The organism is Spirillospora sp. NPDC048819, assembly GCF_040650055.1.
Classification (GTDB): domain Bacteria; phylum Actinomycetota; class Actinomycetes; order Streptosporangiales; family Streptosporangiaceae; genus Spirillospora.
This window is the reverse complement of the sequence record NZ_JBEZGN010000029.1, coordinates 116433-134285: the sequence shown is the minus strand read 5'-3', so window position 1 is coordinate 134285 and position 17853 is coordinate 116433. Positions and strand designations below refer to the sequence as shown.

Genomic DNA, 17853 nt, shown 5'->3' with positions numbered 1-17853 from the left:
ACATCGACATCCGGCCGCGCCAGCGTCGGCATGAACCCCTGCACGAACGTGCTGTAAGTCTCATTGATCATCCGCTGCGACTCCGCGGCGATCGTGCTGAAGACCAGCGAACTCTTGCCCGAACCGGAGACCCCGGTGAACACCGTCAGCCTGCGCTTGGGGATCTCGATGCTGACGTCCTTGAGATTGTTCTCCCGCGCGCCGTGCACGCGGATCAGGTCGTGGCTGTCGGCGGCGTGCGGCTCAGGCGACTGCGTGTCCGTCATCGTGTCCATGCTCCTGGTCTCTCCGGCTATCGGCTGGCTGCAGTCACGCTATGTGAGGCTCGGGGATGGGCGCTTCTCGAATCCTGACCGGTCCGGCCGCCGCGATGCCCCGCCCTTCCGTCAGCACATACTTACGAGTATGGTCTCCGTACTATGGAGTATGGAGATGACATCGTCCGCCGTGCGCGGGAGCTGGCACCGGTGCTGAACGAGCGGGCCCGCGCGGCCGAGGAGGCGCGGCGGCTGCCCGACGAGACCATCGCCGACCTGGCCGGGTCCGGCCTGTTCGAGATGCTGGTGCCCAAGCGGTTCGGCGGCCGTGAACTCGGGTTCGAGGCGATGGTCGCGGCGTGCCGCGAGATCGGGGCGGGCGACGCCTCGACCGGCTGGCTGAGCGTCATCTACACGCTCCACAACTGGATGATCGCCCTGCTTCCGGAGGAGGCGCAGCGGGAGGTCTGGGCGGACCGCCCGTACGCGCTGGTGCCGTGCACGCTGGCGCCGAACGGGACCGCCGAGGCCGTCGGCGGCGGGCACCGCGTCACCGGGCGCTGGTCGTGGGGCAGCGGGGTGATGCACGCCGACCACGTGATGGTCATGGCGCTGGTCACCGTGGACGAGTCGATCGAGCCGAGGCTGTTCCTGCTGCCGCGCGCGGACGCCGACGTCCACGACGTGTGGCACACGAGCGGGATGCGCGGCACCGGCAGCAACGACATCGAGATCAAGGACCGGTTCGTCCCGGCGCACAGGTCCGCGCCGCTCGTCGACCTCGTCGAGGGCAGGGCGCCCGGGTCGCGCATCCACGACGGGGCGATCTACCGCATTCCGCTCGTCCCGGTGTTCGCGCTCACCGGGGCGGCGCCCGTGCTGGGCGTCGCCGAAGGCGTCCTCGCCCGGTACGCCGAGCGGATGCAGGGGCGGGTCATGGCGTACACCGGTGTGAAGCAGCGCGATCTGATGAGCGGCCAGATCCGGCTGGCCAAGGCCACCGCGGATCTCGCCGCCGCCCGTCTCCTGCTGGAGGACGCGGTACGCCGGGTGATGGAGACGTACGAGTCGGGCGGCCGCTTCGGGATGGCCGAGCGCGCCCGGTCCCGGCTGGTGGCGGCGCATGTGGCCGGCGTCGCCCGGACGGTCGTGAACGAGTTGTGCGCGTTCGGCGGCGCCAGCGTCCAGTTCACCGACTCGCCGTTCCAGCGTGCGCAGCGGGATGTGAATACGATCTCGTCGCATGTGGTCTTCGACGCCGACGCGACGTACGCCCTGTACGGCAGGACCGTGCTGGGGATGGACCCCGATCCGATGACGCTGGTGTGACGTGGTGACCCGTGAGGACACCAAGAGCCGGACGACGATCAGCCGGCGGGACTGGATCGAGGCCGCCTACGGGGAACTGGCGCGGTCCGGCGAGCGCGGCGTCGGGATCAACGCGCTCGCCGCGCGGCTGGGCGTCACCAAGGGCAGCTTCTACTGGCACTTCAAGGACCGGGCCGCGCTGATGCGCGCGCTGCTGGACCGCTGGGCGCACGAGCGCACCGACGAGATGCTGGCCCGCGCGCTCGGCAGCACCCCGGATCCGCTCGAGCGGCTCCGGCGCATCCAGGCGCTCGGCCGCGAGGTCGCGCCGATCGACCGGGCGATGCGGCTGTGGGCCCAGCACTCCCCCGAGGCGGACGAGGCGGTCCGGCTCGCCGACCGGGCGCTGCTCGGCCACATCACCGGGTGCCTGGACGAACTGGGGTTCGCCCCCGGCGACGCCCACCTCCGTGCGCTGCTGATGCTCCGCGCGTGGGTCGGCGGCTATCTCGTCCCGTCCCCGGACGCGGACGGGGACCCGCCCGGCGGCGACCCGTACGACCGGACCCTGGGGATATTCCTGGCGAGGCCCGCCGATTCCTGATCTCTGCCCGAATTAACCGGTTCGGTCTTGCGTCCCGCCCCGCCCTGAACGGTAGTCTGGACACGTGTCCAGAACAACCGATCGCTTGCTTCTGCTGGACGGGCGGCTAGCCCCGAGCGCCGGGGGCGGCGCCTTCGAGACCATTGATCCCGCCACCGAAGAGGTGCTCGGCACCGCCGCCGACGGCACCCAGGACGACATGGACCGCGCGATCGGGGCCGCCCGGCGCGCGTTCGACGAGACGTCGTGGGCGGCGGACGCCGCGTTCCGCGTCCGCTGCCTGCGCCAGCTGCGGGAGGCGATGCAGCGGCGCTCCGACGAGCTGCGGGAACTGACGATCAAGGAGGTGGGCGCGCCGCGGTTCCTGACGTTCGGGGGCCAGCTCGACACCCCCGTGGACGATCTCGGCTGGTTCGCCGGCCTCGCCGAGTCCTACGAGTGGGAACGCGACCTCGGCCGGGCCGAGCCGATGGGGATGCCCAGCAACCGGCGGATTCGCCGGGAGGCGGTGGGCGTCGTCGGCGCGATCACCCCGTGGAACTTCCCGCACCAGATCAACCTGGCGAAGCTGGGCCCGGCGCTGGCGGCGGGGAACACGGTGGTGCTCAAGCCGGCGCCGGACACGCCGTGGTGCGCGGCGGTCCTCGGCGAGATCATCGCGGCGGAGACCGACATCCCCGCGGGCGTCGTCAACGTGGTCACCTCGTCCGATCACGGGCTGGGCGCCCAGCTGGTCCAGGACCCGCGCGTCGACCTGGTGACGTTCACCGGTTCGACGGCGACCGGACGGAACGTCATGGCGAGCGCGGCCGCCACGCTCAAGCGCGTCTTCCTGGAGCTCGGCGGCAAGTCGGCGTTCATCGTGCTGGACGACGCCGACCTGAAGGCCGCCTGCTCGTACGCGGCGTTCTCCGGGATCGCGCACGCCGGGCAGGGCTGCGCGATCACGACCAGGATCCTCGTGCCCCGCAAGGACTACGACGAGGCCGTGGAGATCACGGCCCGCACGCTGGCGAAGCTCGGCGCGGGCGACCCGGGCGACGACCGGACGATCTGCGGTCCCGTGATCTCGGCGAAACAGCGTGACCGCATCGAGGGGTATCTGGAGCTGGCCGTGAAGGAGGGCGGGTCGTTCGCCTGCGGCGGCGGCCGCCCGGCCGGCCGGGACAAGGGCTTCTGGATCGAGCCGACCCTCGTCACCGGGCTGACCAACGAGTCCCGCACGGCGCGGGAGGAGATCTTCGGCCCCGTCCTGGTGATCATGCCGCACGACGGCGACGACGACGCCGTCCGCATCGCGAACGACTCGCCGTACGGGCTGTCGGGAGCGGTCCACGGCGGCGACGTCGAGCGCGCCCGGGCGGTCGCGGCGCGGCTGCGCGCCGGGACGGTCAGCGTGAACGGCGGCGTCTGGTACAGCGCGGACGTCCCGTTCGGCGGCTACAAGCAGTCCGGCATCGGCCGCGAGATGGGCGTGGCCGGGTTCGAGGAGTACCTGGAGACCAAGGCGATCGCGGAGGGCACGACATGAGGTTCGAGGGCAGGGTCGCGGTGGTCACCGGCGCCGCGCAGGGCATCGGGGAGGCCTACGCGCGGGCGCTGGCGTCCGAGGGCGCGTCCGTGGTCGTCGCCGACGTGGACGAGCGCGGGCAGGCCGTCGCCGACGACGTCAAGGGCCTGTTCGTGCGGACGGACGTGTCCGACCCGGAGTCGGTCGAGGCGATGGCGGCGGCGGCCGTGGAGCGGTTCGGCGGCATCGACCATCTCGTCAACAACGCCGCCATCTTCGGGTCGATGAAGCTGGACTTCCTCTTCACCGTCGACTGGGACTACTACAAGAAGTTCATGTCCGTGAACATGGACGGCGCGCTGCTGTGCGCGCGCGCCTGCTACCCCCACATGCAGGCTCGCGGGGGCGGCTCGATCGTCAACCAGTCGTCCACGGCCGCGTGGCAGTACTCCGGCTTCTACGGGCTGGCCAAGGTCGGGGTCAACGGGCTCACGCAGCAGCTCGCGCATGAGCTGGGCAGCATGAACATCAGGGTGAACGCCATCGCGCCCGGCCCGATCGACACCGAGGCCAACCGCACGGTCGTCCCGGGCAACATGTCGCAGAAGATCGTCAAGGACAAGATGGCGCTGAAGCGGATGGGCACGCCCGAGGATCTCGTCGGGATGTGCCTGTTCCTGCTGTCGGACGAGGCGGCCTGGGTCACCGGGCAGATCATCAACGTCGACGGCGGCGAGGTGTTCAGGGCATGAGCGAAGCGAACCGGGGGGTGCGGGGGGTCGACCCCGCGCAGGGAACACGGATGAGCGTCGGGTTCATCGGGCTCGGGCAGATGGGCGCGCCGATGGCGCGGCATCTCACCGGCCGGGGCCTCACCGTCTTCGACACCCGCGCCGAGGCCGTGGCGCCGCTGGTGAAGGCGGGTGCGCGGGCGGCAAGGAGCGTCGCCGAGGTCGCCGCGCACGCCGAGCTGGTGTCGATCATGGTCCGGGACGACGGCCAGGTGATGGAGGTCGGCGAGGAGGTCCTCGCCAGCGCCCGTCCGGGAACCGTCCTCGCGATCCATTCGACGATCCGCCCGGGGACCGCGGAGGAGCTGGCCGACAAGGCGCGCCGCTACGAGATCGAGGTCGTGGACGCGCCCGTCAGCGGCGGGTTCATGGGGGCGAGCGCGGGCAGCCTCGCCGTCATGGTCGGCGGCTCGGACGCGGCGTTCGAGCGCTGCCGGGAGCCGTTCGGCGACTGGGCCGACCTCGTCCTGCACATGGGCCCGGTCGGTACGGGCACGCGCACGAAGCTGGCCCGCAACCTGCTGCACTTCGTGTCGTTCACGGCGGCGGCGGAGGCGCAGCGGCTGGCGGAGGCGTCGGGGGTGTCGCTGCGGAAGCTGGGGCGGGTCGTCCGGCACACCGACGCGATCACCGGCGGCGCCGGCTCGATCATGCTGCGGCCGACGACCGCGCCGATGAAGCCGGACGACGACCTGTACGACATCCTGTGCCACACCCGGGACCTCGGCGAGAAGGACCTGACCCTCGCCCTGGAACTGGCCGGCGAGCTGGGCGTGGACGCCCCGTTCGCCCGCCTCGCCCTCGAACGCTTCGGCACGGGTCTGGGGCTGGCGGTAGACCCGATGGGAGACGCCGATGACTGAGCGGAGCGAACCGGAGGGCGTCGCAGGCGGGCCTCCCACCGCGAACACGGACGGGCGGCGCGAACGCGGCCTGGAGATGATGCGCCGGGTCTACGGGTGGGAGATCGGGGACGCCCCCGGTGACTTCTTCGGCATCACCGTCGACCATCTCTTCGGCGACATCTGGACGCGGCCCGGGCTGAGCATGCGCGACCGGCGGATGCTCCTCATCGGCGTCCTGGCCGGTCAGGGACTCAACGACGTCCTCGACATCCAGATCCCCGCGGCCCTGGCCAACGGCGAGCTGTCGCCGGACGAGCTGCGCGAGATCGGCATCTTCCTGACCCACTACGTCGGCTGGCCGCTCGGGTCCAGGCTGAGCGTCCAGATCGACGGCCTCATCGCCAAGCACGAGAAGCGCGCCCGCAAGGAGAAATCAGACTAAATCCGAATTCTCGGGAACCCGGGGTCCGGGGCGAGCGTCCAAGACCCATGCGTGGTCGCGTCTTCGCCCCGGCCGCGACGCTGCTGATCCTCGCCGGGTCGGCGGGATGCGCCGGTTCGCCCGGTGGTTCCGACCGGCCGGTTCAGGCACCGCTGGTTCGGCTCGTCGCCTACGACAGTTGTGCTGCGCTGCACAAGGAGCTGCGCCAGGCGACGGCGGACCGGGTCGGCCCGTTCGGGCTGAGCGACGGGCCCGTCCTGCGGGGACTCCCGGAGGGCGGCACGGCCCTGCGCAAGGGCCCGCAGGCGGCCGAGGCGGCCCCCGGGCAGCCGCCGCGGCACTCCACCACGAACGCCCACGAGCGATCCGCAGACGAGCCCGACCTCGTCAAGACCGACGGCCGCAGGATCGTCACGCTCGCCGGCGGCGGGCTCACCGTCATCGATCCCGCGACGCGCGAGATCACGCACACCCTGGACCTGCCCGGCTCCGGCTTCCTCGGCGACGGGCGGCTGCTGCTCAGCGGCGACCGCGTCCTCGTCCTGGACGAGCAGACCCCGATGATCCCCTACGAGCGCCGGGCGATCCCCGGCGGAGGGGCCGCCTCACCCAGGCCCCCCACGCCGCCGAGGCCCACGACGCGCCTGACGCTCGTCGACGTCTCCGGCGCCCCGAAGGTCATCGGGACCATGACGACCCACGCCGACTACCTGGACGCCCGGCAGAGCGGCTCGACGGTCCGGGTCGTGATGAGGTCCCAGCCCGACATCCGCTTCCCGGGCGGCGACGGCGAGAAGGCGGCCACCGAGGCCAACAGGCAAGCCGTGGTCACCGCGCCGCTCGACGCCTGGCTCCCCGCCTTCCAGGTGGACGACGGGAACGGCGGCCCGGCGACGAAGTACCGGACGCCCTGCGACCAGGTCAGCCGCCCGTCCTCGTACGCGGGTTCGAGCATGTTGAGCGTCCTGACGTTCGACCTGTCCAAGGGGCTCGGCGACCCGCAGGCGATCGGCGTCACCGCCGACGGCTCGACCGTTTACGGCAACGGGAAGAGCCTGTACGTGACCGGCACTCCGCCGCAGCCGCCCATGTGGAGGCCGCGCGAGAAGCGCCCTGAGGCGCGCACCGACGTGTACAAGTTCGACGTCAGCGGAACAGGACGTCCCCGCTATGTGGCGTCGGGTTCGGTCAAGGGCTCCCTGCTCAACCAGTACTCCATGTCGGAGCACGATGGGAAGCTGCGCCTGGCGACGACCACCGGCCAGTTCGCCCGGGAGGACAAGCCGTCGCAGAGTTCGGTTTACGTCCTCGCACAGGACGGCTCCCGCCTCGACCAGATCGGACGCATCGACGGCCTCGGCAAGGGCGAGCGGATCTACTCCGTCCGGTTCATCGGCACCACCGGATATGTCGTGACGTTCCGGCAGACCGACCCGCTGTACGCGCTCGACCTGAAGGACCCGCGCCGCCCCCGCCTCACCGGCGAACTCAAGATCACCGGCTATTCGGCGTACCTGCATCCCACCGGGGACGGGAGACTCCTCGGCGTCGGGCAGGACGCCGACCTCACCGGGCGGACCAACGGCCTCCAGGTCTCCCTCTTCGACGTCTCCGGCGAACCCCGCCGGATCAGCGACTACAAGCTGCCCGGAGCGCGATCGCAGGCGGAGTTCGAGCCGCACGCCTTCCTGTACTGGCCGGACTCCGGTCTCACCGTCATCCCCGTGAACGGCCGCAGCGACGGAGGCGGCGAGGCCCTGGCCCTCAAGGTGACCGGCTCGTCCATCACCGAGGCGGGGACCGTCCGGCATCCCGGCAGGTATCGCGGAACCGGCATCCGCCGTTCGCTGATCGTCGGCGGCACCCTCTGGACGTTCTCCGATCAAGGCACCCGCGCCACCGACGCCGCCACGCTGAAGAACATGGCATGGCTGCCGTTCGACTAGTGCGCGTTGTGAAAATGAACTAGCGCAGGCCGGTGGAGCGCTTGGCGGCGGTCTGGATGAGCCGGTCGACCAGCGCCGGGTAGTCCAGCCCGGTCGCCGCCCACATCTGCGGGAACGCCGAGGCCGGGGTGAAGCCCGGCATGGTGTTGATCTCGTTGAGGATCCAGCGGCCGTCCGGCGTGTGGAAGAAGTCGACGCGGGCGAGGCCCTCGCAGTCGAGGGCGTCGAACGCCTGCACGGCGATGCGGCGGACCTCCTCGATCTGCGCGGCCGGCAGGTCCGGCGGGATCGCCATGCTGGTGGTCCCGTCGAGGTACTTGGTCTCGAAGTCGTAGAAGTCGTGGTCGCCCGCCATCAGCACCTCGGCGGGCAGGCTCGCCTCGGCCGGGCCGTCGTCCATGCCCTGCAGGACGCCGCACTCGATCTCGCGGCCCTCGATCGCCGCCTCCACGATCACTTTCGGGTCGTGCTCGCGGGCCGCCTCGACCGCGGCCTCCAGGCCGGCCTCGTCGGTGACGCGGGTGATGCCCATGCTCGACCCGGCCCGGGCCGGCTTGACGAACACCGGTGTGCCACCGGCGAGGCCCAGCTCCTTGATCTCGTCGATCTTGCCTTTGCGCTCGCGCCGCCACTCCCGGTCGCCGACCAGGACGTACGGGCCGACGGGCAGGCCGCGGGCCTGCCAGACGAGCTTCATGAACCCTTTGTCCATGCCGACCGCGCTGGCCAGCACCCCGGCGCCGACGTAGCGGACGCCCGCGAGGTCGAGCAGCCCCTGGATGGTGCCGTCCTCGCCGTAGGGGCCGTGCAGCAGCGGAAGCACCACGTCGACGTCGCCGAGCTTCTCCGGGACCTGGCCCGGCCGGACGACCATCAGGCCGCGGCTGTCGGGGTCGAACGGCAGCGCGAGGACACCGCCGCTCGCGGTCACCTCCGGCAGCCGCCCGTCCTCGATCGCGAGCCGCAGGTCCCCGGGCGGCAGCACCCAGCGCCCGTCGCGGGCGATGCCGATCGGCACCACGTCGTACCGGTCCCGGTCGATGGCGGCCATCACGGCCCCCGCGGTGACGCAGGAGATCGCGTGCTCGGAGCTGCGTCCGCCGAAGACGACGGCCACGCGGATCTTTGAAACCTGGGACATGACGTCCGACCCTATCGGTGATCAGCCCGGGCGGGCCACGAGCGAGCCGGGCGAGGCGGTCCCGGCGGCGCGGCCGTCACAGCCCGTACCGCTCGGGCTTGGGCGAGCGGGAGATCAGCGAGATGGCCGCCTCCTTGATCGGCATGCCGTGGTGCAGGACGGCGGTGACCGCCTCCGTGATCGGCATCTCCACGTTGTGCTTGCGGGCCAGCTCCATCACCGCCTCCGACGACTTGACGCCCTCGGCGGTCTGCTTGGTGACGGCGATGACCTGCTCCAGCGTCATGCCGCGGCCGAGGTTCTCGCCGAACGTCCGGTTGCGCGACAGCGGCGACATGCACGTCCCGACGAGATCGCCCATCCCGGCGAGCCCCGCGAAGGTGTGCTCGTCGGCGCCGAGCGCCGCGCCCAGCCGGGCGATCTCGGCGAGGCCGCGGGTCATCAGCAGCGCCTGCGTGCTCGCGCCGAACCCCAGCCCGACGGACATGCCGACGCACAGCGCGACGATGTTCTTCACCGCGCCGCCGAGTTCGCAGCCGACGACGTCGGTGGAGGTGTAGACGCGGAAGTACGGCGTCATCGTGGCGGCCTGGAGGCGCTGCGCGGCGTCCTCGTCGGCGCAGGCCGCGACCGCCGCGCCGGGCTCCCCGCCCGCCACCTCGCGGGCCAGGTTCGGCCCGCAGAACACCCCCACCCGCTCCGCGGGGACGTTCGCGACCTCGCCGATGACCTCCGACATCCGCCGGGACGTGCCGATCTCGACGCCCTTCATCAGGCTGACGAGGACCGCGTCCGGCGGCAGCAGCGGCACCCAGGCGCCGAGGTTGTGCCGGAGGGTCTGCGCCGGGACCGCCAGCGCCACGAAGTCGGCGCCCGCCAGGGCCTCCGCCGGGTCGAGCGTCGCGCGGACCCCCTCGGGCAGCGTGACGCCGGGCAGGTAGTCGGGGTTCTCGTGCCGCTCGTTGACCGCCTCGACGACCTCGGGGCGGCGCCCCCACAGGACGACCTCGCCGCCCGCGTCGTTCAGCAGCTTGGTGAACGTCGTCCCCCAGGACCCGGCCCCCATCACCGCGGTGCGCAACGTCACGAGTCGGCCGCCTTCGGGTCGCCGGCGCCCGGCCGCGCCGTCTCGGGCACCGCGGGCCGGAACGCCCCGGCTCCGGTCGCCCGGGCCGCCAGGCGCCGCTCCTCCAGGACCCTGTGGTGGTCGTAGCGTTCCTTGGGCGGCTCCTGGCCGCGCAGCTCGCCGAGCAGCCCGGTGATCGCCGCCATGATGTCGTCGGTGGCGGCCCGCAGCGTCTCCTTGGTGAGCGGCAGCCCGGCGTACTCCGACAGGTCGACGGGCGGGCCCGCGATCACCTTCATCGTCTTGCGCGGGAGCGGGTGGAAGCCCTTCTTCAGGCTCCCCGCCAGCCCGGTCTGCTCGCCCTTCTTGTACGGCATCAGCTCGTGCGCCCCCCAGGTCGCCACCGGGACGACCTTGGCGCCCGTCTTCAGCGCCATCCGCGCCACCCCGGTCTGCCCGGTCATCGGCCACAGCTCGGGATCACGGGTGCAGCTGCCCTCCGGGTAGAACATCAGGCACTCGCCGTCCACGAGGGCCTTCTCGGCGTCCTTCAGGACCGCGGCCGCGTCGGCGCTGTCGCGGTGGACCGGGATCTGGCCGGTGCCGCGCAGGACGTTGCGGACGAACCGCACGTCGAAGAGCGTCGACTTCGCCAGATACACGGGATAGCGGCCCGATTCGTAGACGAAGTGGGCGAGGGCGAGGGGGTCGGCCTCGGAGATGTGGTTCGCGGCGATGATGACGCCGCCCTCCCCCGGCACGTTGCCCCGGCCGCGCCAGTCCCGCTTCAGCAGCCCGTAAAGCAGCGGGCGCAGGATGACGATCGTGAGCTTCCGCCACCCGGGCGAATACCCGTGGCTCATGCCCGTCTCCTCCTCACTCCGTCCCCCAGGCGAACGCGGGGTGTCCCGACCCCGAACGAACGCGGGGTGTGCACAAGTGTCGCGGGTGCGTGCGCATAGTGTCGAGTCGCCATGTCTACCGCAGAATTCTCCCAATGGTCGCTCGTCGTGCCGGTGAAGGTCCTGGCCCGGGCCAAGACCCGCATGTCCGCGGCGGCGGGCCCGCATCGCGAGTCGCTCGCGCTGGCGGTGGCGACCGACACGGTCGCCGCGGCACTGCGCTGCGACCGGGTTCGCACCGTGATCGTTGTCACCGACGATCCTCTCCCCGCCGCCGATCTGGCGGCCCTCGGCGCCCTGGTCGTGCCCGACCTTCCGGACGCCGGGCTGAACCCGGCGCTCGTCCACGGCGCGGGCCGCGGCCGTGAACTCGCCCCCGGCACCGGCGTTGGAGCACTGTCGGCCGATTTGCCCGCTTTGCGGCCTCTTGAACTTGCGCGCGTCCTCGACGCCGCCGGCCGGGCCCCCGAGGCGTTCGTCCCGGACGCGGCCGGCATCGGCACCACCCTGTACACCGCCCGTCCCGGCGTCCCGTTCTCGCCAGCCTTCGGCGCCGACTCCCGAGCCGCCCACCGCGCCCGCGGCGCCCGCGAGATCCTCCTGCCCGGCATCGACAGTGTCCGCCGCGACGTCGACACCCCCGACGACCTCCGCGCCGCCCTCGCCCTGGGCGCCGGCCCCCGCACCACCGCCGTCGCCTCCCGCCTCCCCGCTTTCGCCTAGGGTTCGGGGTATGCAGGGCACGGTGAAGGATTTCGACGCTTCCACCCGGTCCGGGAGCGTGCTGCTCGACGACGGGACGGAACTCCCGTTCGACGGGGAGGCGTTCGCGGCCGGCGGGCTGCGGCTGCTGCGGCTCGGGCAGCGGGTCAACCTCGCGATGGACGGCGACCGGATCTCGGTGGTGACGCTGTCGACGTTCCCGCTGCCGTCGCCCTAGGAGGGCCACCTGCACACCAGCGCCCGGGACCGTCTTGGCACGGTCCCGGGCGCTGATGCTGTGCGGTTACTTCTTTCCGGCCACCAGGTTCTTGAAGTCCGCGCCGGCCTTGAACTTCGGAACGGACGTCGCGGGAACCTCGATGGTCTTGCCCGTTGCGGGGTTGCGGGCCGTACGGGCAGGCCGGTCGGCCTTCTCGAACGAACCGAACCCGGTGATCGCGACCTTGTCGCCCTTGGCGACCGCGGTCTGGATCGCCTCCAGGATGGCGTCGACGGCCTCGGCTGCGGCCTTCTTGCTGCCCAGCCGGTCAGAGATGGCGTCGACCAGCTCACGCTTGTTCATGGGTTACTCCTCTAGTTCCCCCCTTGCCCGAACGAAACTAAGGGACCCTCAGCATGGACACAATCACCTGCACGCACGAGTTGGCGTGTCGCTGGCGTTTTTGTCGCACTCGCCCCCGTCTCGCCGGGTGACCGGACCGGATCCGGCCACTGCGCACGCTAACCGACGTCGGGCGTCTCTTGGAAATCGGCGAGGAACGTCTCCAGCCTGCGGGCGGCCAGTCCGGCGTCCCGTTTCGCCAGGTCGGTGATCGCCAGCAGGTGCCGGATGAGCCGCTGCCGGTCCTCGGGCGGCAGCGGCGCGACGGCCCGATGAGCGTCACGCAACTGCCGTGCGAGCAGGGTCAACGCGGGGTCGTCCCACTCTGGCCCGGTCCACGGGACCGTGCTCAATTCGATGCCCCCAAAGGTCGGACGGGTCTTCGCCTAGGGAATTCTCCCCCGTCGCCGTCCGCGACGGTCCACCCGGGGCGGCAAAAGGCCCGGATCGCCGTCCGTGGACGGCGATCCGGGCCCTGAGACGCGCTACAGCGTGACCGGGAACCAGGGGGTGCGGTCCGACTCGAATTCGTTGATCGCGTCGGCGTGGCGGAGGGTGAGGCCGATGTCGTCCAGGCCCTCCATGAGCCGCCAGCGGGTGTAGTCGTCGATCTCGAACGAGGCGGTCCGGCCGTCCCAGCGGACCTCGCGGTTCTCCAGATCGACGGTGATCTCCAGGGCGGGGTCCTTCTCGATCCGGCCCTGGAGGTCCTCGACCTGCTCGCCCGCGAGGATGACCGGAAGCAAACCCATCTTGGTGGAGTTATTACGGAAGATGTCCCCGAAGCGCGGCGCGATGACGACCCGGAAGCCGTACTGCTGCAGGGCCCAGACGGCGTGCTCGCGGGACGAGCCGGTGCCGAAGTCGGGCCCGGCGACCAGGATGCCCGCGCCGTCGTACTGCGGCTGGTTCAGGACGAACTCCGGGTCCTCGCGCCAGCCGGAGAACAGGCCCTTCTCGAAGCCGGTGCGGCTGACCTGCTTCAGCCAGACCGCCGGGATGATCTGGTCGGTGTCGACGTTGCTGCGGCGCAGCGGGACCGCGCGCCCGGTGTAGGTGGTGAACGCTTCCATCGTGGTTCCTTACAGGTCGGCAGGGGCGGTGAGGCGGCCGGTGACGGCGGTGGCGGCGGCGACGGCGGGCGACACCAGGTGGGTGCGTCCGCCGGGGCCCTGCCGGCCCTCGAAGTTGCGGTTGGACGTGGAGGCGCTGCGCTCGCCGGCCGTGAGCTTGTCGGGGTTCATCGCCAGGCACATCGAGCAGCCGGCCTCGCGCCATTCGGCGCCGGACGCGGAGATGACCTCGTCCAGGCCCTCCTCCTCGGCCTGCTTCTTCACCTTCATGGAGCCGGGGACGACCAGCATGCGGACGCCGCCCGCGACCTTGCGGCCCTTGAGGACGCCCGCGACGGCGCGGAGGTCCTCGATGCGGCCGTTGGTGCAGGAGCCGACGAAGACCGTGTCCACCTCGATGTCGCGCAGCCGCGTACCGGCGGTCAGGCCCATGTACTCCAGGGCGCGCTCGGCGGACTGGCGCAGGACGGGGTCGTCGTAGGACGCGGGGTCGGGCACGGAGTCGCCGAGCGGCAGGCCCTGGCCCGGGTTGGTGCCCCAGGTGACGAACGGGGTCAGCTCGGAGGCGTCGATCACGACCTCCTTGTCGAAGACCGCGTCGTCGTCGGTGCGCAGCGACGTCCAGTACTCGACGGCCTTGTCCCAGTCCGCGCCCTGGGGGGCGTGGGGGCGGCCCCTGAGGTACTCGAACGTGGTCTCGTCGGGCGCGATCATCCCGGCGCGGGCGCCGGCCTCGATGGACATGTTGCAGACCGTCATGCGGCCTTCCATCGACAGCGACCGGACGGCCTCGCCGCGATACTCGATGACGTGGCCCTGGCCGCCGCCGGTGCCGATCCGCGCGATGATCGCGAGGATGAGGTCCTTGGCGGTGACGCCCTCGGGCAGCGGGCCCTCGACGGTCACGGCCATCGTCTTCGGCTGGACCTGCGGCAGCGTCTGGGTGGCGAGGACGTGCTCGACCTCGCTGGTGCCGATGCCGAAGGCGAGGGCGCCGAACGCGCCGTGGGTGGAGGTGTGCGAGTCGCCGCACACGACGGTCATGCCGGGCTGGGTCAGGCCGAGCTGCGGGCCGATGACGTGGACGATGCCCTGCCCGTCGTCGCCCATCGGGTGCAGCCGGACCCCGAAGTCGGAGCAGTTCTTGCGGAGCGTCTCGACCTGGGTGCGCGACACCGGGTCGGCGATGGGCTTCAGCAGGTCCGTCGTCGGGACGTTGTGGTCCTCGGTCGCGATCGTCAGGTCGGGGCGCCGGACGGGGCGGCCGGCCATGCGCAGCCCGTCGAACGCCTGCGGGCTGGTGACCTCGTGGACGAGGTGCAGGTCGATGTAGAGCAGGTCGGGCTCACCCTCGGCGCGCCGCACGACGTGCGCGTCGTAGACCTTTTCGGCCAGTGTTCGGCCCATCACTCCCACCTCACCTGTCAATGATCGTCGGCGTCCGGTGCTGATCGCAGGGACGCCGTGGTCCGGGTCACCTCGACTTGCATCTCAAATTTCGAGACGGCAATATCAAGACATGGACAACTCTAGCGGAGTCGGCGTACTTGACAAAGCCGTTCTCGTTCTGAACGCGCTGGAGGCGGGCCCGGCCTCGCTCGCGCAACTCGTCCAGACGACCGGGCTGGCCCGCCCCACGGCGCACCGGCTGGCCGTCGCGCTGGAGCACCACCGCCTCGTCCACCGCGACACGCAGGGGCGTTTCATCCTCGGGCCGAGGCTCGCCGAGCTCGCGGTCGCGGCGGGCGAGGACCGCCTCCTCGCGATCGCCCAGCCCATTCTCGCCCACCTGCGCGACCTCACCGGCGAGAGCGCCTCGCTGTTCCGCCGCCAGGGCGACGTCCGGGTCTGCGTCGCCGCCGCCGAGCGCACCAGCGGCCTGCGCGACACCATCCCGGTCGGCGCCGCGCTCCCCATGACGGCGGGTTCGGCCGCGCAGATCCTGCTCGCCTGGGAGGAGCCCGACCGGCTCCACCGGGGGCTGCGCAACGCCAAGTTCGAGGCCGCCACGCTCGCGTCCGTCCGCCGCCGGGGCTGGGCGCAGAGCGTCGGGGAGCGCGAGCAGGGCGTCGGCTCGGTGTCCGCCCCGATCCGCGGCGCGGGCGGACGGGTGATCGCCGCCGTGTCGGTGTCCGGTCCGCTCGAACGCCTCAGCCGCTCCCCCGGCCGGCTGCACGCTCCCCCGGTCGCCGCGGCGGCCGAGAAGATCTCCGAGGGAATGCGCCGCACCGCGTCCTGACCCCCGTCCCGAGGAGCCCCGATGACCATCGACGAAACTGGACTGCGCGCGAGACTCGGGCGGCTCACGCTTGAGGAAAAGGTCCACCTGCTCACCGGGGACGGGTTCTGGACGCTGCGCCCCGTCCCGAAGATCGGGCTGAGCCGGATCGTCATGTCGGACGGGCCGAGCGGCGTCCGCGGCACCAGATGGGACGAACGCGACACGAGCCTGCTGTTCCCGAGCCCCACCGCGCTCGCCGCGACCTGGGACCCGGCGCTCGCCGAGCGCATCGGGCGGCTGAACGGCGCCCAGGCGCGCGACAAGGGCGTGCACGTCCAGCTCGCCCCCACGATCAACCTGCACCGCACGCCGTTCGGCGGCCGGCACTTCGAGAACTACTCCGAAGATCCGCTGCTCACCGCCCGCATCGGCGCCGGTTTCGTGAGGGGCGTCCAGTCGGCGGGGGTCGCGGCGACGGTGAAGCACTTCGTCGGCAACGACTCCGAGACCGCCCGGATGTCCTACGACGCGCGCATCGGCGACGAGGCGCTCGACGATCTGTACCTGCGCCCGTTCGAGGAGACGGTGAAGGCGGGCGCGTGGGCGGTGATGGCCGCGTACAACAAGGTGAACGGCGCGTCCATGACCGAGAACGGGCCGCTGCTGACGGACGTGCTGAAGCGGCGCTGGGGTTTCGACGGCGTGGTGGTGTCCGACTGGACGGCGATCCGCTCGACCGTGCGGAGCGCCAACGCGGGCATGGACCTGGAGATGCCGGGCCTCCCGATCAGCCCGTGGCGCGGCAGGCTGGTGGACGCGGTCCGCGGCGGCGAGGTCGCCGAGGAACTGATCGACGACAAGGTGCTGCGCGTTCTGCGGCTGGCCGCGCGCGTGGGCGCCCTTGAGGGTTTCCCGAAGCCGCCGCCGGTGACGACTCCCGCCGACGCCCGCGCCCAGTTGCGCGACGCCGCCGCCAGGGCCGCCGTGCTGCTGCGCAACGAGAACGGCGCGCTGCCGCTGGACGGCCTCCGCAGGCTGGCGTTGATCGGGCCGAACGCGGTCCAGTTCAGCGTCCAGGGCGGTGGCAGTGCGCACGTCAACCCCGAGCACGTCGTGTCACCGGTGGAGGGTCTGCGTCGGGCGCTGGGCGACGGCACCGAACTGACCGTCCATGCCGGTGTCCACCCGCACGAACGGCTGGCCCCGCTGCCCATCGCCCTGGCGGCCGACCCTGAGACGGGCGAGCCCGGGGTCCGGCTCGACTTCCTCGACGCCGATGGCGCCCTGCTCGGCTCCGAGCACCGCCTGGCGGCCCATTTCGTCCTTCTCGGAGGGCCTCCCAAGGGGACGGCGCAGATCGTCGTCCGCGCGCAGGTGACACCGGCCGAGGACGGCGTCCACACGTTCGCCGTCGTCGGTGCCGGTGAATACGAGCTGCGCATGGGCGGGACGTACACGGCGGTGACGCCGGCGCGCGACCGCGGCGACCCGGCCGAGGCGATGATGCGTCCGCCCGAGCACCGCGTCGAGGTCGAACTGCCGGCCGGCCTCTCCGTGCCCGTCGAACTGCGCCACACCTACGCTCCCGGGCGGTTCGTGACCGTGTTCGGCCTCGGCTACCGCGAGCCGCACCCGCCCGAGGACGACGATCTCGCCGCCGCGGTCGCCGCCGCCCGCGACGCCGACGCCGCCGTCGTCATCGTCGGGACGAACGACGACGTCGAGAGCGAGGGCTTCGACCGGACGTCCCTCGCCCTGCCCGGCCGCCAGGACGAACTGGTCTCCGCCGTCGCCGCCGCCAACCCGCGCACGGTCGTGGTGGTGAACGCGGGCGCGCCCGTCCTGATGCCGTGGCGGGACGAGGTCGCCGCCGTCCTGTGGGCGTGGCTGCCGGGCCAGGAAGGCGGCGACGCCATCGCCGACGTCCTCACCGGGGCGGCGGAGCCGGGCGGACGGCTGCCCACCACGTTCCCGGCGTCCGAGGAGGGGGTGCTCTCGCCGATCCCGTCCGGCGACGGCGCCCTGCACTACTCCGAAGGCACCGAGATCGGATACCGGCACTACGCGTCCGGGCAGGTCGCCTATCCGTTCGGGCACGGGCTCGGCTACACGACGTGGGAGTACGGGCCGCTCGCCGTCTCGGACGGCGTGGCGGAGGTGACCGTCCGCAACACCGGCGGCCGGCCGGGCCGCGAGACCGTCCGGCTTTACGCCGTACCGGACGGAAGGCCCCGGCTCGCGGGCTTCGCCGTCGCCGAGGCCGCCCCCGGCGAGGCGGTGACGGTCCGCATCCGGCTGGACGAGCACCTCCGCACGGCGGCCGGTTTCCCGAAAATCACCGCAACTCGGACAGACATTGGATAGTGCCGGTATCTAATCGGGCCACCCGGATAGCGTTGAACGTCCGGTCGAGGGGGTGCAGC

At 71.8% G+C, this 17853-nt stretch carries 18 protein-coding genes and 1 pseudogene; 11 read left to right on the top strand and 8 right to left on the bottom strand.

Annotation, left to right across the window (positions count from 1 at the left end; translation table 11 throughout):
- Nucleotides 1–275, bottom strand: a pseudogene (locus AB0C35_RS31880) (excinuclease ABC subunit UvrA); the annotation flags it as partial.
- A 144-nt stretch (nt 276–419) separates the two neighbouring features.
- Here AB0C35_RS31880 and AB0C35_RS31875 point away from each other — a divergent pair.
- The 7 genes from AB0C35_RS31875 to AB0C35_RS31845 all read left to right on the top strand — a co-directional run bounded on the left by AB0C35_RS31875 (nt 420) and on the right by AB0C35_RS31845 (nt 7703).
- A complete protein-coding gene (locus AB0C35_RS31875) occupies nt 420–1586 on the top strand; it encodes an acyl-CoA dehydrogenase family protein (protein WP_358464015.1) in 1167 nt (388 codons plus the stop codon).
- Between the two features lies 1 nt (nt 1587).
- A complete protein-coding gene (locus AB0C35_RS31870; protein ID WP_358464012.1) occupies nt 1588–2169 on the top strand; it encodes a TetR/AcrR family transcriptional regulator in 582 nt (193 codons plus the stop codon).
- A 64-nt stretch (nt 2170–2233) separates the two neighbouring features.
- Nucleotides 2234–3700, top strand: a complete 1467-nt coding sequence (locus AB0C35_RS31865) for an aldehyde dehydrogenase (RefSeq protein WP_358464009.1) — start codon at nt 2234–2236, stop codon at nt 3698–3700.
- The gene (locus tag AB0C35_RS31860) at nt 3697–4431 is read left to right on the top strand and encodes an SDR family oxidoreductase (RefSeq protein WP_358464006.1); all 735 of its coding nucleotides are present in this window, start codon (nt 3697–3699) and stop codon (nt 4429–4431) included. The genes AB0C35_RS31865 and AB0C35_RS31860 overlap by 4 nt, the downstream gene beginning before the upstream one ends.
- Nucleotides 4428–5333 carry an NAD(P)-dependent oxidoreductase gene (locus AB0C35_RS31855; RefSeq protein ID WP_358464003.1) on the top strand — a complete coding sequence of 302 codons (906 nt, stop codon included), beginning with the start codon at nt 4428–4430 and terminating at the stop codon, nt 5331–5333. Before AB0C35_RS31860 ends, AB0C35_RS31855 begins: the two co-directional genes overlap by 4 nt.
- Nucleotides 5326–5757, top strand: coding sequence for a carboxymuconolactone decarboxylase family protein (locus AB0C35_RS31850; RefSeq protein WP_358464000.1), 432 nt, complete (start codon nt 5326–5328; stop codon nt 5755–5757). The genes AB0C35_RS31855 and AB0C35_RS31850 overlap by 8 nt, the downstream gene beginning before the upstream one ends.
- 47 nt (nt 5758–5804) lie before the next feature.
- Nucleotides 5805–7703 carry a beta-propeller domain-containing protein gene (locus AB0C35_RS31845; protein ID WP_358463997.1) on the top strand — a complete coding sequence of 633 codons (1899 nt, stop codon included), beginning with the start codon at nt 5805–5807 and terminating at the stop codon, nt 7701–7703.
- A 19-nt stretch (nt 7704–7722) separates the two neighbouring features.
- Here AB0C35_RS31845 and AB0C35_RS31840 read toward each other — a convergent pair whose 3' ends face one another.
- The 3 genes from AB0C35_RS31840 to AB0C35_RS31830 form a co-directional block, all read right to left on the bottom strand.
- Entirely contained in the window at nt 7723–8844 is a 1122-nt protein-coding gene (locus AB0C35_RS31840; RefSeq protein WP_358463994.1) for a D-alanine--D-alanine ligase family protein, read from the bottom strand.
- 76 nt (nt 8845–8920) lie between these two features.
- Nucleotides 8921–9910, bottom strand: coding sequence for an NAD(P)H-dependent glycerol-3-phosphate dehydrogenase (locus tag AB0C35_RS31835; RefSeq protein ID WP_358464032.1), 990 nt, complete (start codon nt 9908–9910; stop codon nt 8921–8923).
- A gap of 17 nt (nt 9911–9927) precedes the next feature.
- The gene (locus tag AB0C35_RS31830) at nt 9928–10773 is read right to left on the bottom strand and encodes a lysophospholipid acyltransferase family protein (RefSeq protein ID WP_358463991.1); all 846 of its coding nucleotides are present in this window, start codon (nt 10771–10773) and stop codon (nt 9928–9930) included.
- A 111-nt stretch (nt 10774–10884) separates the two neighbouring features.
- On the opposite strand from AB0C35_RS31830, the gene cofC reads away from it, so the two are divergent.
- Together cofC and AB0C35_RS31820 are read left to right on the top strand one after the other, a co-directional pair.
- Entirely contained in the window at nt 10885–11535 is a 651-nt protein-coding gene (cofC, locus tag AB0C35_RS31825) for a 2-phospho-L-lactate guanylyltransferase (RefSeq protein WP_358463988.1), read from the top strand.
- 10 nt (nt 11536–11545) lie between these two features.
- On the top strand, nt 11546–11752 hold the full coding sequence (locus AB0C35_RS31820) for a hypothetical protein (RefSeq protein ID WP_358463985.1): 207 nt from the start codon (nt 11546–11548) through the stop codon (nt 11750–11752).
- A 66-nt stretch (nt 11753–11818) separates the two neighbouring features.
- On the opposite strand, the gene AB0C35_RS31815 is transcribed toward AB0C35_RS31820, so the two are convergent.
- The 4 genes from AB0C35_RS31815 to leuC all read right to left on the bottom strand — a co-directional run bounded on the left by AB0C35_RS31815 (nt 11819) and on the right by leuC (nt 14616).
- Nucleotides 11819–12097, bottom strand: a complete 279-nt coding sequence (locus AB0C35_RS31815) for an HU family DNA-binding protein (protein ID WP_026403810.1) — start codon at nt 12095–12097, stop codon at nt 11819–11821.
- Nucleotides 12098–12255: 158 nt separating this feature from the next.
- Entirely contained in the window at nt 12256–12489 is a 234-nt protein-coding gene (locus AB0C35_RS31810; RefSeq protein ID WP_358463982.1) for a hypothetical protein, read from the bottom strand.
- A 132-nt stretch (nt 12490–12621) separates the two neighbouring features.
- On the bottom strand, nt 12622–13209 hold the full coding sequence (gene leuD, locus AB0C35_RS31805; protein ID WP_358463979.1) for a 3-isopropylmalate dehydratase small subunit: 588 nt from the start codon (nt 13207–13209) through the stop codon (nt 12622–12624).
- A gap of 9 nt (nt 13210–13218) precedes the next feature.
- Nucleotides 13219–14616 carry a 3-isopropylmalate dehydratase large subunit gene (gene leuC / locus AB0C35_RS31800; protein ID WP_358463976.1) on the bottom strand — a complete coding sequence of 466 codons (1398 nt, stop codon included), beginning with the start codon at nt 14614–14616 and terminating at the stop codon, nt 13219–13221.
- Nucleotides 14617–14728: 112 nt separating this feature from the next.
- Here leuC and AB0C35_RS31795 point away from each other — a divergent pair, with 112 nt between their 5' ends.
- A complete protein-coding gene (locus tag AB0C35_RS31795; RefSeq protein WP_358463973.1) occupies nt 14729–15448 on the top strand; it encodes an IclR family transcriptional regulator in 720 nt (239 codons plus the stop codon).
- Nucleotides 15449–15469: 21 nt separating this feature from the next.
- Complete coding sequence (locus AB0C35_RS31790) at nt 15470–17794, top strand: glycoside hydrolase family 3 C-terminal domain-containing protein (protein WP_358463970.1); 2325 nt, start codon at nt 15470–15472, stop codon at nt 17792–17794.
- Nucleotides 17795–17853 lie beyond the last annotated feature (59 nt).